The sequence below is a fragment of the Kitasatospora sp. NPDC057936 genome, from assembly GCF_042887525.1.
Classification (GTDB): domain Bacteria; phylum Actinomycetota; class Actinomycetes; order Streptomycetales; family Streptomycetaceae; genus Kitasatospora.
This window is the reverse complement of sequence record NZ_JBHVPD010000005.1, coordinates 104,411-118,594: the sequence shown is the minus strand read 5'-3', so window position 1 is coordinate 118,594 and position 14,184 is coordinate 104,411. Positions and strand designations below refer to the sequence as shown.

The 14,184-nt window shown below is 73.1% G+C and carries 7 protein-coding genes; 3 read left to right on the top strand and 4 right to left on the bottom strand.

Annotated features, from left to right (window positions below; all coding sequences use genetic code 11):
- Nucleotides 1-7: 7 nt before the first annotated feature.
- From ACFVU9_RS04635 to ACFVU9_RS04625, 3 genes are read left to right on the top strand one after another with little or no spacing between them, the layout of a single operon-like run.
- A complete protein-coding gene (locus ACFVU9_RS04635) occupies nucleotides 8-10,249 on the top strand; it encodes an amino acid adenylation domain-containing protein (RefSeq protein ID WP_387589876.1) in 10,242 nt (3,413 codons plus the stop codon).
- Nucleotides 10,250-10,275: 26 nt separating this feature from the next.
- Nucleotides 10,276-11,262 (top strand): ATP-binding cassette domain-containing protein, encoded by a 987-nt coding sequence (locus ACFVU9_RS04630; protein ID WP_380436781.1) that lies wholly within the window; start codon nucleotides 10,276-10,278, stop codon nucleotides 11,260-11,262.
- On the top strand, nucleotides 11,259-12,053 hold the full coding sequence (locus tag ACFVU9_RS04625) for an ABC transporter permease (protein WP_380436779.1): 795 nt from the start codon (nucleotides 11,259-11,261) through the stop codon (nucleotides 12,051-12,053). Before ACFVU9_RS04630 ends, ACFVU9_RS04625 begins: the two co-directional genes overlap by 4 nt.
- A 46-nt stretch (nucleotides 12,054-12,099) precedes the next feature.
- Here the strand turns inward: ACFVU9_RS04625 and ACFVU9_RS04620 are convergent, their stop codons facing one another.
- The 4 genes from ACFVU9_RS04620 to ACFVU9_RS04605 form a co-directional block, all read right to left on the bottom strand.
- On the bottom strand, nucleotides 12,100-12,300 hold the full coding sequence (locus ACFVU9_RS04620) for a hypothetical protein (RefSeq protein WP_387589871.1): 201 nt from the start codon (nucleotides 12,298-12,300) through the stop codon (nucleotides 12,100-12,102).
- A gap of 139 nt (nucleotides 12,301-12,439) precedes the next feature.
- Nucleotides 12,440-12,907 carry an NUDIX domain-containing protein gene (locus ACFVU9_RS04615; RefSeq protein ID WP_387589869.1) on the bottom strand — a complete coding sequence of 156 codons (468 nt, stop codon included), beginning with the start codon at nucleotides 12,905-12,907 and terminating at the stop codon, nucleotides 12,440-12,442.
- 97 nt (nucleotides 12,908-13,004) lie between these two features.
- Nucleotides 13,005-13,571, bottom strand: a complete 567-nt coding sequence (gene cyaB, locus ACFVU9_RS04610) for a class IV adenylate cyclase (protein ID WP_387589866.1) — start codon at nucleotides 13,569-13,571, stop codon at nucleotides 13,005-13,007.
- Between the two features lie 117 nt (nucleotides 13,572-13,688).
- Entirely contained in the window at nucleotides 13,689-14,159 is a 471-nt protein-coding gene (locus ACFVU9_RS04605; RefSeq protein ID WP_387589863.1) for a hypothetical protein, read from the bottom strand.
- Between the last annotated feature and the right edge of the window lie 25 nt (nucleotides 14,160-14,184).

Below are 14,184 nucleotides of genomic sequence, written 5' to 3'. Positions count from 1 at the left end.
AAGCGACATGACCAAGGCAGCGACCACGGCAGCGACCACGGCGGCGACGACGGCGGCGACGACGGCGGCGACGATGGCGGCGACGACCAAGGCCAAGCCACGCATCGAGAGCATCCTGCCGCTCTCTCCGCTCCAGCAGGGCCTGCTGTTCCACGCCCGCTACGACACCCAGGGCCCGGACGTCTACACGATGCAGCTCGCGCTGGACATCGAGGGCGAGCTGGACACCGACGCGCTGCGCGGCGCCTGCGCCGCCCTGCTGCGCCGGCACGCCGGCCTGCGGGCCGCGTTCCGGTACCGCAAGAACGGCGAGCCGGTCCAGCTGATCCCGTTCGAGGTCGCCCCGGACTTCACCGTCGTCGACCTCACCGGCCGACCATCCGGCGCGTGGGCGCACGCCGCCGAGGCCGTCGCGGCCGAGGACCGCGCCCGCCGCTTCGACCTCGCCCGCCCGCCGCTGATCCGCTTCACCCTGGTCTCCCAGGGCGCGGACCGGCACCGGTTCCTCGTCACCGTGCACCACATCCTGGTCGACGGCTGGTCCCGGGCGACGGTCATCGGCGAACTCTTCGAGCTGTACGGGCTGCTGCGGCGCGGCTCCGACGAGCGCGCGCTGCCGCCCGTCGCCCCCTACCGCGACTACCTCACCTGGGTGGCCGCCCAGGACCGCGCCACCGCCGAGGCCGCCTGGCGGGAGGTGCTCGGCGGGCTGGAGGAGCCGACGCTGCTCGCCGCCCCCGACCCGTCCCGCGCACCGGTCGTCCCGGTCGCCACCCGGGCGGAGCTGCCGACGGCGCAGACCGCCGCCCTGGTCCGCTGGGCCCGCGAGCGCGGCGTCACCGTCAACACCGTCGTGCAGGCGGCCTGGGCGATCGTCCTCGGGCGGCTCACCGGCCGCGACGACGTGGTCTTCGGCGGGACGGTCTCGGGCCGTCCGCCACAGGTCGCGGGCATCGAGTCGATGGTCGGCCTGTTCATCAACACCCTGCCGGTGCGCGTGGCCCTCGACCCGGCCGAGACCTTCGGCGCCCTGCTGGAGCGCCTCCAGGACCAGCAGGCCGGGCTCATGGACCACCAGTACCTCGGCCTCAGCGACGTGCTGCGCACCGCCGGGCACGGCGAACTCTTCGACACCCTGCTCGTGTTCGAGAACTACCCGGTGGACACCGAGGGCCTGCGCCGCTCGGCGGGCGGCCTCGGCGTCGTCGACGGCCGCAACCACGAGGGCACCCACTACCCGCTGAGCCTCACCGTCGGCCTCGGCGGCACGCTGGCGCTGGACCTCGCGCACCGGCCCGACCTGCTCTCGCAGGAGCGGGTCGACGGGCTCGCCGCTGCGCTGCTGCGCCTGCTCGGCGAGGCGGCTTCGGTGGCCGAACTTCCCGTCGGGCGGCTGCGGTTGTCGGACGGGACCCGAGTGCTCGACGCGTGGGCCGGTTCGGCGCAGGCGGCGCCGGTGCTGGAGCCGCTGCTCGGGCGCTTCGCCCGGCAGGTCGCGGCGACGCCGGACGCCACCGCCGTCATCAGCGGCGATGAGCGGCTCACCTACGCCGAACTCGACGCGCGCTCCAGCCGGTTGGCCCGCCTGCTCGTCGAGCACGGCGCCGGGGCGGAGGGCTACGTCGCCGTCGCCCTCCCCCGCTCCACCGACCTGCTCGTCGCGCTGCTCGCCGTCCAGAAGTCCGGCGCCGGCTACGTCCCGCTCGACCCCCAGCACCCCGCCGAGCGCCTCGGCTACGTCCTGGAGGACGCCCGGCCCTCGCTCCTGCTCACGACGCGGGCCACGGCGGAGGGCCTGCCCGGCACGCCGACGCTGCTGCTCGACGATGCGGCAGTGCGGGAGCAGCTCGCCGCCCAGTCCGCCGAACCGCTCCGGCTTCAGCACGACGGCCGCACCCCCGCCTACGCGATCTACACCTCGGGCTCCACCGGCCGGCCCAAGGGCGTCGTCATCCCCCGCGCCGCGCTCGACAACTTCCTCACGGACATGTCGGCACGGGTGCCGATGGACGGCACCGACCGCCTGATCGCCGTCACCACCGTCTCCTTCGACATCGCCGCCCTGGAGCTCTACCTCCCCCTCCTCAACGGCGCCGCCGTGGTGGTGGCGAGCAAGGACGAGGTCCTCGACCCCGAAGCCCTCGCCGCCCTCATCACCAAGACCGACGCCACCGTCCTCCAAGCCACCCCCTCCCTCTGGCAGACGCTCACCGCCCAGGTACCGCAGGCGCTTTCCGGCCTCCGGATGCTGGTCGGCGGCGAAGCGGTACCAGGTGCGCTCGCCGAGGCGATGGCCTCGGCCGGGCGGTCGGTGCTCAACGTGTACGGCCCGACGGAGACCACCATCTGGTCCACCACCGCCGTCCTGGACGGCACCACGGCCAGCCCCTCCATCGGCCGCCCGATGCTCAACACCCGCGCCTACATCCTCGACTCGGCCCTGCGCCCCGTCCCCGAAGGCACCCCCGGCGAGCTCTACCTCGCCGGCACCGGCCTCGCCCGCGGCTACCTCGGCCGCCCCGCCCTCACCGCCGAACGCTTCACCGCCGACCCCCACGGCACCCCCGGCACCCGCATGTACCGCACCGGCGACCTCGCCCGCTGGACCCCCGACGGCACCATCGACTACCTCGGCCGCACCGACTTCCAGGTCAAGGTCCGCGGCTTCCGAATCGAACTCGGCGAAATCGAATCCGTCCTCGTCAAGCACGACAGCGTCACCCGCGCCGCCGTCGTCCTCCGCGAAGACCGCCCCGGCGTCAAACTGCTGGTCGGCTACGTCGTCCCCGCCGCAGGGACGACCCCGGACCCGGCCGCCCTGCTGGCCCACATCGCCGCCGACCTGCCCGACTACATGCTCCCGGCCACGATCGTCACCCTCGACGCCCTGCCGCTCAACACCAACGGCAAACTCGACCGCAAGGCCCTCCCCGCCCCCGACTTCGCCGACCGCGCACCCGGCCGCGCCCCCGCCACCGAACGCGAGAAGCTCCTCGCCACCCTTTTCGCCGAAGTCCTCGGACTACCCGAGGTCGGCGCCGACGACGACTTCTTCGCCCTCGGCGGCCACTCGCTCCTCGCCACCCGCCTGATCAGCCGGATCCGCGCCGAGCTCGACGTCGAACTGCCCGTCCGGGCCCTCTTCGAGGCGCCGACCGTGGCCGCCCTCGCCGAGCGGGTCGGCGGCGCCGACCGCGCCCGCCAGGCGCTCACCGCCCGCCCGCGGCCCGCCACCGTCCCGCTCTCCCCCGCCCAGCGGCGGCTCTGGTTCCTCGGCCGGTTCGAGGACGCCGGCGGCACCTACAACCTGCCGATGGCGATCCGCATCTCCGGCGAGCTGCACGTCCCGGCGCTGCGCGCGGCCCTCGCCGACGTCGTCGCCCGGCACGAGAGCCTGCGGACCGTCTTCCCGGACACCGACGGCGACCCGCGCCAGCACGTCCTCGCCCCCGCCGAGGCCGCGCCGGCCGTCCCGGTCGTCGGCGCCACCGAGGAGGAGCTGCCCCGGGCGCTCGCCGCCACCGCCGCCCGGGACTTCGACCTCACCCGCGAGATCCCGCTCCGCGCCCGCCTGTTCGCCCTCGACGGCACCGAGTACGTGCTGCTGCTCGTGATCCACCACATCGCGGCCGACGGCTGGTCGATGGCCCCGCTCGCGCGCGACCTCTCCACCGCCTACCGCGCCCGCCGCGGCGGCACCGCGCCGGACTGGCAGCCGCTGCCCGTCCAGTACGCCGACTACACGCTGTGGCGCCAGGAGGTGCTCGGCGACGAGCACACCGCCGGCGGCGAACTCGCCCGCCAGATCGAGCACTGGCGCACCACCCTGGCCGGCCTCCCCGAGGAACTGGCCCTGCCCACCGACCGCCCCCGCCCGCCCGAGATGACCCACCGCGGCGGCACCGTCGGGCTCACCGTGCCCGCAGACGTCCACCGCGCGCTCGCCGTCCTCGCCCAGGGCCACCGCGCGAGCGTCTTCATGGCCGCCCAGGCCGCGCTCGCCGCCCTGCTCACCCGCCTCGGCGCGGGCGAGGACGTCCCGCTCGGCACCCCGGTGGCCGGCCGCACCGACCAGGCGCTCGACGAGCTCGTCGGCTTCTTCGTCAACACCCTCGTGCTGCGCACCGACACCTCCGGCGACCCGACCTTCCGCGAGCTGCTCGACCGCGTCCGCGAGGCCTCGCTGGCCGCCTACGCCCACCAGGACGTCCCGTTCGAGCAGCTCGTCGAGGTGCTCAACCCGGGCCGCTCGCTGGCCCGCCACCCGCTGTTCCAGGTGATGCTCTCCTTCCAGAACACCGCCGAGGCGAGCCTCGACCTGGACGGGCTGCGCACCACGTCCCAGCCGGTCGGCCTGCGGATGTCCAACTTCGACCTGTCCCTCGTGCTCGCCGAGCGCTTCACCGCCGACGGCACGCCGGACGGCCTCGCGGGCGGCGTCGAGTACGCCACCGACCTGTTCGACCGGGAGACCGCCCAGGACCTCGCCGACCGCTTCGTGCGGCTGCTCGCCGCGCTGGTCGCCGACCCGGACCGGCCGCTCTCCGCCCTCGACCTGCTCACCGCGGACGAGCGCCGGCGCGTCCTCGTCGAGTGGAACGACACCGCGAGCGACCACCCCACCGGCACCGTCCCCGGCCTCTTCGAGGCGGCCGCCGCCCGCACCCCCGACGCCACCGCCCTGGTCTTCCGGGACACCGCGCTCACCTTCGCCGAACTCGACGCCTGGGCCAACCGGCTGGCCCGCCGGCTCGTCGCCGACGGCGTCCGGCCCGAGCAGGTCGTCGCCGTGCGGCTGCCGCGCTGCGCCGAGCACGTCGTCGCGCTGCTCGCGGTCATGAAGGCGGGCGCCGTCTACCTGCCGGTCGACCGCGACTACCCGGCCGACCGCATCGCCTACATGACCGACGACGCCCGCCCGGTCGCCGAACTCGCCGACCCCGCCGAGGTGCTGGCCGTCCGGGACGACGCCCGGTGGTCCGCCGCCCCGCTCACCGCCGCCGAGCGCTCCGGCGCCCCGCGCCCCGACAACGCCGCGTACGTCATCTACACCTCCGGCTCCACCGGCCGCCCCAAGGGCGTCACCGTGCAGCACCGCAGCGTCGTCAACCTCTACCACGACCACTTCGAGCGCCTCTACGCCCGCGAGATCGCCTCGACCGGCGGGCGCCGGCTCAAGGCCGCGCTGGCCGCGTCGTTCTCCTTCGACGCCGCGATCGACCCGCTGCTGTGGCTGCTGCGCGGCCACGAACTGCACCTGATCGACGACGAGGCCCGGCACGACCCCGCCGCGCTCGCCGCCTACGCGCGCCGGGTCGGCGGCATCGACCACTTCGACACCACCCCCGGCCACTACCAGCAGCTCCACGAACTCGGCCTCACCACCGACGGATCCGCCCGCCCGCTGGTCGTCGCCCTCGGCGGCGAGGCGCTCGGCGAGGCGCTGCGCGCCGAACTCGCCGGGATCGACGGCGTGGTGACCTACAACCTGTACGGGCCCACCGAGACCACCGTCGACGCCGTCGGCCAGCGGATCACCGACGCCGGCCGGGTGCTGATCGGCCGCCCGCTCGACAACTACCGGGCGTACGTCCTGGACGCGGCCCTGCGCCCGGTCGCCCCCGGCGTGCCCGGCGAGCTGTACCTGGCCGGGGCCGGACTCGCGCGCGGCTACCTCGGCCGCCCCGGCCTCACCGCCGAACGCTTCACCGCCGACCCGTACGGCCCGGCCGGCTCCCGCATGTACCGCACCGGCGACCTCGCCCGCTGGACCCGCGACGGCCGCCTCGACTGCCTCGGCCGGGCCGACGACCAGGTCAAGGTGCGCGGCTTCCGGATCGAGCTCGGCGAGGTCACCGCCGCCATCGAGGCCCACCCCGACGTCGCCGTCGCGGCCGTCGTCGTCCGCGAGGACCGCCCCGGCATCCGCGAGCTGGTCGGCTACGCCGTCCCCGCCGCCGGGCGCGCCGTGCCCGCCGCCGAGGAGCTGCGCCGCGTGCTCGACGAGCGGCTGCCCGACTACATGGTCCCGGCCGCGATCGTCCCGCTCGACCGCCTCCCGCGCACCGTCAACGGCAAGCTCGACCGCGCCGCCCTGCCCGCTCCCGGCCCGCGCGCCGCCGGCACCGGCCGGGCGCCGCGCACCGCGCAGGAGAAGGCGCTGTGCGCGATCTACGCCGAGGTCCTCGGGCTGGAGAGCGTCTCGATCGACGACGGCTTCTTCGACCTCGGCGGCCACTCGCTGCTCGCCGTGCGGGTCGCCGGCCGGGTCCGCGCCCGGCTCGGCGCCGAACTCCCCGTCCGCGCCCTGTTCGAGGCGCCGACCCCGGCCGCCCTCGCCGAACGCCTCGGCGACGCCGCGAGCACCCGCCCGGCGCTGACCGCCCGGGTGCGGCCCGAGCCCGTGCCGCTGTCCGCCGCCCAGCGGCGGCTCTGGTTCCTCGACCGCTTCGAGGGCCCCGGCGCGACCTACAACCTGCCGATCGCCGTCCGCCTCACCGGGCCGGTCGTCCCGTCGGCTCTTGAGGCGGCCCTCGCCGACGTCACCGCGCGGCACGAGAGCCTGCGGACCGTCTTCCCCGACGCCGACGGGCGGCCGCAGCAGCTGATCCTGCCCGCCGACGCGGCCCGGCCGGAGCTGCTCCGCGCGCCGTACAGCGCCGAGGCGGTCGCGGCGGAGGCCGGGCGCGGCTTCGACCTGGCGCGCGAACTGCCTCTGCGAGCCGGACTGTTCACCGTCTCGGACGAGGAACACGTGCTGCTGGTGGTCGTGCACCACATCGCGGCGGACGGCTGGTCGATGGCGCCACTGGCCCGCGACCTCTCGGTGGCGTACGCGGCCCGACTGGGCGGCAGCGCGCCGGAGTTCACGCCGCTGCCGGTCCAGTACGCCGACTACACACTGTGGCAGGCCGAGGTCCTCGGCGACGAGCACGACCCGGCCGGCGAGCTCAACCGGCAGGTCGACTACTGGCGCACAGCACTCGCGGGACTGCCCGAGGAACTCCCGCTGCCCACCGACCGGCCCCGCCCGGCCCGGACGAGCTACCGCGGGGACACCGTCACGTTCACGGTCCCCTCCTCGGTTCATGGTCACCTCGCGGCGCTGGCCAAGGAGACGGGCACCAGCCTCTTCATGGTCGTCCAGGCCGCACTCGCCACGCTGCTGCACCGCCTCGGCGGCGGCGACGACATCCCGCTCGGCAGCATCATCGCCGGACGGACGGACGAGTCGCTCGACGACCTCGTCGGCTTCTTCGTCAACACGCTCGTCCTGCGCAACGACCTCTCGGGGCGGCCGACCTTCCGCGAACTGCTGCGCCGCGTACGGGAGACGGACCTCGCGGCGTACGCCAACCAGGACGTGCCGTTCGAGCGCCTCGTCGAGATCCTCAACCCCGAGCGCTCGATGGCCCGGCACCCGCTGTTCCAGGTCATGCTCGCGTTCCAGAACACCGGCGCGGCGACGCTCGACCTCGCGGGGGTGCGGGCGGCGCCGCACGAGGCGACGTTCGACGCGGCCAAGTTCGACCTGACCTTCCAGCTCGCGGAGTCGGAGGAGGGGCTGGCGGGCAGTGTCGAGTACGCCGTCGACCTGTTCGACCGGGCGACGGCGGAGGCGTTGGGCGCGCGGCTCGTCACGGTGCTGGAGGCCGTCGCGGCGGACCCGTCGGTCCGGGTCGGTGACGTCGACGTCCTGACCGGGGACGAGCGCGGACTCGTCCTCGGCGAATGGGCCGGCATCGCTCGGGAGTTGGCCCCGGCCACCTTCCACGGGCTCTTCGAGGCCGCCGTCGACGCCACGCCCTCGGCGCCCGCGATCGCGAGTGGCGAGCTCGTCCTGTCGTACGCCGAGGTGGAGGAGCGGGCCAACCGGCTCGCGCACTGGCTGCACGGCCAGGGCGTGGGTGCGGAGAGCATCGTCGCGCTGCTGCTGCCGCGATCCGTCGACATCGTCATCGCCCAGCTCGGCGTGCTGAAGGCCGGGGCGGCGTACCTGCCGATCGACCCCGACTACCCGAGCGACCGCATCAGCTACATGCTCGATGACGCGAAGCCGGCACTCGTCCTACGCGAACTCCCCTCCGTCTCGAAGGAATCGGCAGAGCGTCCCGGTGTCCCAGTCGACCAGGCCAACCCGGCGTACCTGATCTACACCTCCGGCTCCACCGGCCGCCCCAAGGGCGTCGTCGTCACCCACACCGGCATCGCCGCCTTCGCCACCGCCGAACTCCAGCGCTTCGACGTCACCCCCGACAGCCGCGTCCTCCAGTTCGCCTCACCGAGCTTCGACGCCTCCGTGTTGGAACTCGTCATGACCTTCGCCGCCGGCGCCACCCTCATCGTCCCGCCCGCCGGTCCCCTCGCCGGAGACGTCCTCGCCGACGTCCTGACGAGCGAGCGCGTCACGCATTCCTTGATCCCCCCGGCAGCCCTCGCCAGCGTCCCCGCTGGGGACTTCCCCCACTTCCGCAGCCTCATCGTCGGCGGCGACGCCACCTCCGCCGAACTCGTCGACCGCTGGGCCCCCGGCCGCCGCATGACCAACGCCTACGGCCCCACCGAATCCACCGTCGCCGCCACCATCTCCACACCGCTCGCTCCAGGCACGGGTGTGCCCACGATCGGCACCCCCATCCCGAACACGCGCACGCTGATCCTCGACGAACACCTCCGGCCCGTTCCCCCGGGTGTCACGGGTGAGCTCTACCTCGCCGGCCACGGCCTCGCCCGCGGCTACCTGGGCCGCCCCGCCCTCACCGCCGAACGCTTCACCGCCAACCCGTACGGCCCCGCTGGCACCCGCATGTACCGCACCGGCGACCTCGCCCGCTGGACCCCCGACGGACACCTCGACTACCTCGGCCGCACCGACGACCAAGTCAAAATCCGCGGCTTCCGCATCGAACTCGGCGAAATCGAAACCGTGTTGACCCGCCAAGCAGCCGTCGCCCGAAGCACGGTCGTCGTCCGCGAAGACCAGCCCGGCCTCAAGCGCCTCGTCGCCTACATCGTCCCGACCACCCCCGGCACCCTCGACACCGAAGCCCTCCGCGCCCACCTCGCCGCCGCCCTGCCCGACTACATGGTCCCGTCCGCCTTCGTCACCCTCGACGCCCTCCCACTGAGCGTCAACGGCAAGCTCGACCGCAAGCAACTCCCGGCCCCCGCAACCGAGTCGGCGGCCACTGCGCGCGGCCCGCGCTCGGCGCAGGAGGAGGTGCTGTGCGGCCTGTTCGCCGAGGTCCTGAAGGTGGACCGGGTGGGCATCGACGACAGCTTCTTCGAGCTGGGCGGCGACAGCATCACCTCCATCCAGCTGGTCAGCCGGATCCGGTCCGTCCTCGGCGTGAAGCTCGGCAACCGGGGCATCTTCGAGACGCCGACCGTCGCCCGCCTCGCCGAGAAGCTCGGCACCGGCCAGGACGGCGACGGCTTCGAGGTGCTGCTGCCGCTGCGCACCGGCGGCGACCGCCACCCGCTGTTCTGCGTGCACGGCGCCGGCGGCCTCAGCTGGCCGTACTCGTCGCTCCTCAAGCACATCGCCGCCGAGTACCCGGTCTACGGCCTCCAGGCCCGCGGCCTGGACGGCGCGGACGCCCGCATCGCGACCAGCGTCGAGGAGATGGCCGCGGACTACGTCGAGCAGATCCGCGCGGTGCAGCCCGAGGGCCCGTACCACCTGATCGGCTGGTCCTTCGGCGGGCTGGTGGCGCACGAGGTGGCCACCCTGCTCGTCGGGCAGGGCGCCGACGTCGCCCTGCTCGCCAACCTCGACCAGACCCCGTTCGACGAGTCCTGGACGACCGACGAGGGCTACACCAAGCCCACCGAACGGGACGTCCTGGAGACGCTGCTCGACTTCGTCGGCTACGACCTCGACGAGATCCGCTCCCGCCCCCTGGACCACCAGCGGGCGATGGAGCTGATCCGCGGCCGGGACAGCGCGCTCGGCAGCCTCTCGGAGCAGCACATCACCGCCTTCGTGAAGGTCGGCGTCAACAACCACGCGCTGAGCGACGGCTACCGGCCGCGCCGCTTCGACGGCGAGCTGCTGCTGTTCGTCTCGACGGTCGGCACCGACGACCCCGAGGCGCGGATCGCGGCCTCCGCGGCGGCCTGGCGGCCGCACGTGGCCGGCCGCATCACCACCCACCCGGTGCACGCGCACCACGGCCACCTGCTCCAGCCGGAGCCGGCGGCCGAGATCGGCCGCGTCCTGCTCGCCCGGCTGACCTCCGTCAACTGACCACCTCACACAGCAAAGGAGCCGTCATGGAAACGGCGATCTCGGCGGAGGGCCTCCGCAAGCGTTACGGCGACCACCAGGCGCTCGACGGCATCGACCTGGAGGTGCCGGCCGGCACCATCCTCGGCGTGCTCGGCCCCAACGGCGCCGGCAAGACCACCACCGTGCGCATCCTCACCACCCTGCTCGCGCCGGACGAGGGCCGGGCCACCATCGCCGGCTTCGACCTGCACACCCAGGCCAAGCAGATCCGCGCGAACGTCGGCCTCACCGGCCAGTACGCGGCCGTCGACGAGCGGCTCACCGGCCGCGAGAACCTCCAGCTGATCGGCCGCCTGCTGCGCCTCGGCCGGCGCGGCGCCAAGGCCAGGGCCGACGAGCTGCTGGAGAAGTTCGACCTGACGGCCGCGGCCGGGCGCCCGGCGAAGACGTACTCGGGCGGCATGCGCCGGCGCCTCGACCTGGCCGCGAGCCTGGTCGCCGCGCCGCCGGTGCTGTTCCTGGACGAGCCGACCACCGGGCTCGACCTGACCAGCCGGCTCGCGCTCTGGGACATGATCAACGAACAGGTCCGCAACGGCGTGACCGTCCTCCTCACCACCCAGTACCTGGAGGAGGCCGACCAGCTCGCCGACTCGATCGTGGTCATCGACAAGGGCGTCGTGATCGCCGACGGCACCCCGGACGAGCTCAAGCGCAAGGTCGGCGGCGAGCGCCTGGAGGTGTCGCTGGCCACGGCCGCGGACCTCGCCGACGCCACCCGGGTCCTGGCCGGGCTCGCCTCCGGCGAACCGAGCGTGGACGAGGACGCCCGGACGGTGTCCGTGCCGATGAGCGGCGGGGTGACCACCATCGCCGCCGCCGCCCAGGGCTTGCAGCAACTCGGCATCGAGCCGCAGGACTTCGCCGTCCGCCGGTCCTCGCTGGACGACGTCTTCCTCGCCCTCACCGGCAAGCAGGGCGCGGAGCCCGCTGCCGCCCCCGCCCAGTCCAAGGAGTTGCAGACAGCATGACTGAGGTGTTCAGCGACACGTTCGCGCTCGCGGGCCGCCAGATGCGGCACATCCGGCGGATGCCGGAGCAGCTCCTGGGCATCACCGTCATGCCGGTGGCGTTCGTCCTGGTCTTCGGGTACCTGTTCGGCAGCGCGATGCAGGTGCCGGGGCAGGGGGGCTACAAGGAATACATCATGGCGGGCATCTTCGCCCAGGTGATGCTGGCCAACCTGACCACCACGGCGGTCGGCGTGGTCGAGGACCTCAACAACGGTCTCGTGGACCGCTTCCGCGCCCTCCCCATCTCGCGCTCTTCGGTCCTCCTCGGCCGTACCGTCGCGGACCTCGTGCTGGTCTCGTGGACCTCCGCGATCATGGCACTGGTCGGCTACCTGATCGGCTGGCGGGCCCACAACGGCATCCTGCAGACACTGGCCGGCTTCGGGCTGCTGCTGCTGATGGGCTTCGTGATGTCCTGGGTGGGCGCGCTGGTCGGCCTCTCGCTGCGCAGCCCGGAGGCGGTGAGCGCGCTGGCGGGCGTCGTGATGATGCCGCTGGCGTTCCTGTCGAACGCGTTCGTCCCGCCGCAGGGCCTGCCCGGCTGGATGCGGGTCGTCGTGGAGTGGAACCCGGTCAGCGCGGTGGTGTCGGCCGCCCGCGACCTCTTCGGCAACGACCGCGGCGCGTCGGACGGCGCCTTCCCGTCCGACCACCCGATCCTCGCCGCCACGATCGTGATGGGCGTGCTCCTGGCCATCGTCATCCCCCTGGCCGGCCGCGCCTACCAACGCGCCGCCGCCAAGCGCTGAGCCGTACGGCCGCGCCCCCGCTCGGCCCCGGCCGAGCGGGGGCGTTTCAGCCGAAGGGCAGTACGGCAGTGCTGCCGCCGGCGAGGACGCGCGCGTACTCGTCCCGGTCCTCGAAGGGCCGGTAGTTGACGACGGGATCACCGGCCCGGACGAGAGCGGTGGCACACACGAGGCACCAGGCCTGCGGAGGCTGCTCGTCGAGGTCTTCGATCGCGGCGGGAGCGGAGCACTGCGCACAGTTCACCATCGGGTCCTCCGGATGACATGGGGCCCAGATCAAGCAATACGAGATGCAGCCCCACCGGCCGTCATTGGTCTGGCAGATGGCCACTGATCGGCAGATCGCGGCCACGGTCCAGCAGAGTACTGCTCACCGACATGGCAGATCAGCGCACAACTGGAATGACCCCGGACCGCCAGTCGGACACCCGCTTGCGGACACTGGGCACCATCGGCAGCCCGTCCGTGTCGGCGGGGCTGAACCACGCCACTTCGTGGGACTCTTCCGAGATCCGGAGTTCGCCGCCGACCGGACGCCCGAGGAGGCAGATGCTGAACTCCTGCCGGACCTCGCCGTCGTCGTAGGCGAGGACGCGCCCGGGGTTGGTGTAGGTGCCGACGATCCCGGTGATCTCGATGCGGATGCCGGTTTCCTCGTACGTCTCGCGGATGCCGCACTCCCCGAGGGACTCGCCGATTTCCATCATGCCGCCGGGAAGGCCCCACATCCCGTTGTCGGTGCGGCGCTGGAGGAGGATGCGGCCCGCCTCGTCGACCACGACCACCGATGCGGCCGGCACCAGGCTGTTCGCCTTGGGAGCGTTCGGATCGTTCTCGTAGTCACGCCTGGGCATGCTCCACCTCCGGGATCGTCCACACATCGGCTCCTGCCCACAAGCCGAACCCCTGATTCCGGCGCCCCCGCTCGGCAGCGGCCGAGCGGGGGCGATGTCAGGCCGGACGAGCCGCCGAGACCGCGTCCGTGTAGAGCTCGGTCGTCAGGTCGTCCTCACCGATCCCGAGGTCGGTCAGCACTGCCCGGACGACGGCGAGCGCCGGCACGAGGTCGTCCCGCGTGGTCGCGGCGGTCTCGACTTCGATGAACGTGGCGTTCAGCTCCGGCACCCTGACGAGCGTGGCGAGCAAGTGCCGCCCGTCCCGCTTGAAGTCGTAGTTGCGGCACCGCTTCTCGAACCGGATTCGCGGGGTGAACCCGAGGCCCTTGACGATCTCGTGGGCAGCATCGGCGTCCTCAACCTGCGTCTCGTGTTCGGGCTTCGATCCGGATGCCTCGTCGACGCGGGCGCCTTTGTAGGTGAGAACGGTCCGGGTGTCGTCAGGCCCGTGAACAGTGCGGATCCGGAGTTCGCGGTCTTCGCCCATCAGGCTGCCGTCGGGGGCGTCGTAGTAGGTGTCCTGGTAGACCTCTGCGCGGCCGGCGCCGTACTGATCTCCCAACTGCTTGAGGACCGCCTCGGGGTCACGAACAACTGCCTTGAGCTCCGCCTCGATCGTCATTCCGGTCCCTCCGTCAGATCACACGCTCAGCGCCGTCCAGCAACACCTCAACCACGGGGATCCATAGATCAGCCGCCAGTCGTGCACCTGCTACGTCACGCAACTCTCCCTACCCGCTTACCGACTCGCGCCATCCGGCCAGAGGACCCGGACCGGGACGCCGCATCGCTCGGCGTAGGCGACGACGTCGGCTGTGCCCCCGTAGCCCCGGGCTGGCCGCCCATCCCAGACCGCGAGCACGAGATCCGCGAGGCCGACCAGGAGTTCGCTGCCCGCCATGTGGGCGGCGGAGTCCGAGGCAGTCATACCGGTGTGATGAACCTCCGATGCCCGCTCCAGGAGCCTGTCATAGAGCGGGTGGTGGTCGGCGGGCAGTGAGTCCCTGTACTCCTCGGCAGGAATGACGACTTCAATGTCCCCGCCCCGGCAGAGGACCATCTCGGCGAACCACGCATCAGGGCCGTCCGCGATGCACGAAATCCCCGTGACCGAACCACGCTGCTCGTCCAGGGCCGCAGCGAGCAGCTGCCGGACTTGCCGCTCCACGTCTTCGTTCAATCCCCGATGGCCGGTGATTCCGATGCGCATGCTGGCCTCCTACCAGGTACACGGC

Coding starts and splice junctions, on each gene's coding strand:
- ACFVU9_RS04635 (WP_387589876.1), top strand. CDS start 8: ATGACCAAGGCAGCGACCACGGCAGCGACCACGGCGGCGACGACGGCG.
- cyaB (WP_387589866.1), bottom strand. CDS start 13,571: ATGACGATCGAGGCGGAGCTCAAGGCAGTTGTTCGTGACCCCGAGGCG.
- ACFVU9_RS04625 (WP_380436779.1), top strand. CDS start 11,259: ATGACTGAGGTGTTCAGCGACACGTTCGCGCTCGCGGGCCGCCAGATG.
- ACFVU9_RS04615 (WP_387589869.1), bottom strand. CDS start 12,907: ATGCCCAGGCGTGACTACGAGAACGATCCGAACGCTCCCAAGGCGAAC.
- ACFVU9_RS04630 (WP_380436781.1), top strand. CDS start 10,276: ATGGAAACGGCGATCTCGGCGGAGGGCCTCCGCAAGCGTTACGGCGAC.
- ACFVU9_RS04605 (WP_387589863.1), bottom strand. CDS start 14,159: ATGCGCATCGGAATCACCGGCCATCGGGGATTGAACGAAGACGTGGAG.
- ACFVU9_RS04620 (WP_387589871.1), bottom strand. CDS start 12,300: ATGGTGAACTGTGCGCAGTGCTCCGCTCCCGCCGCGATCGAAGACCTC.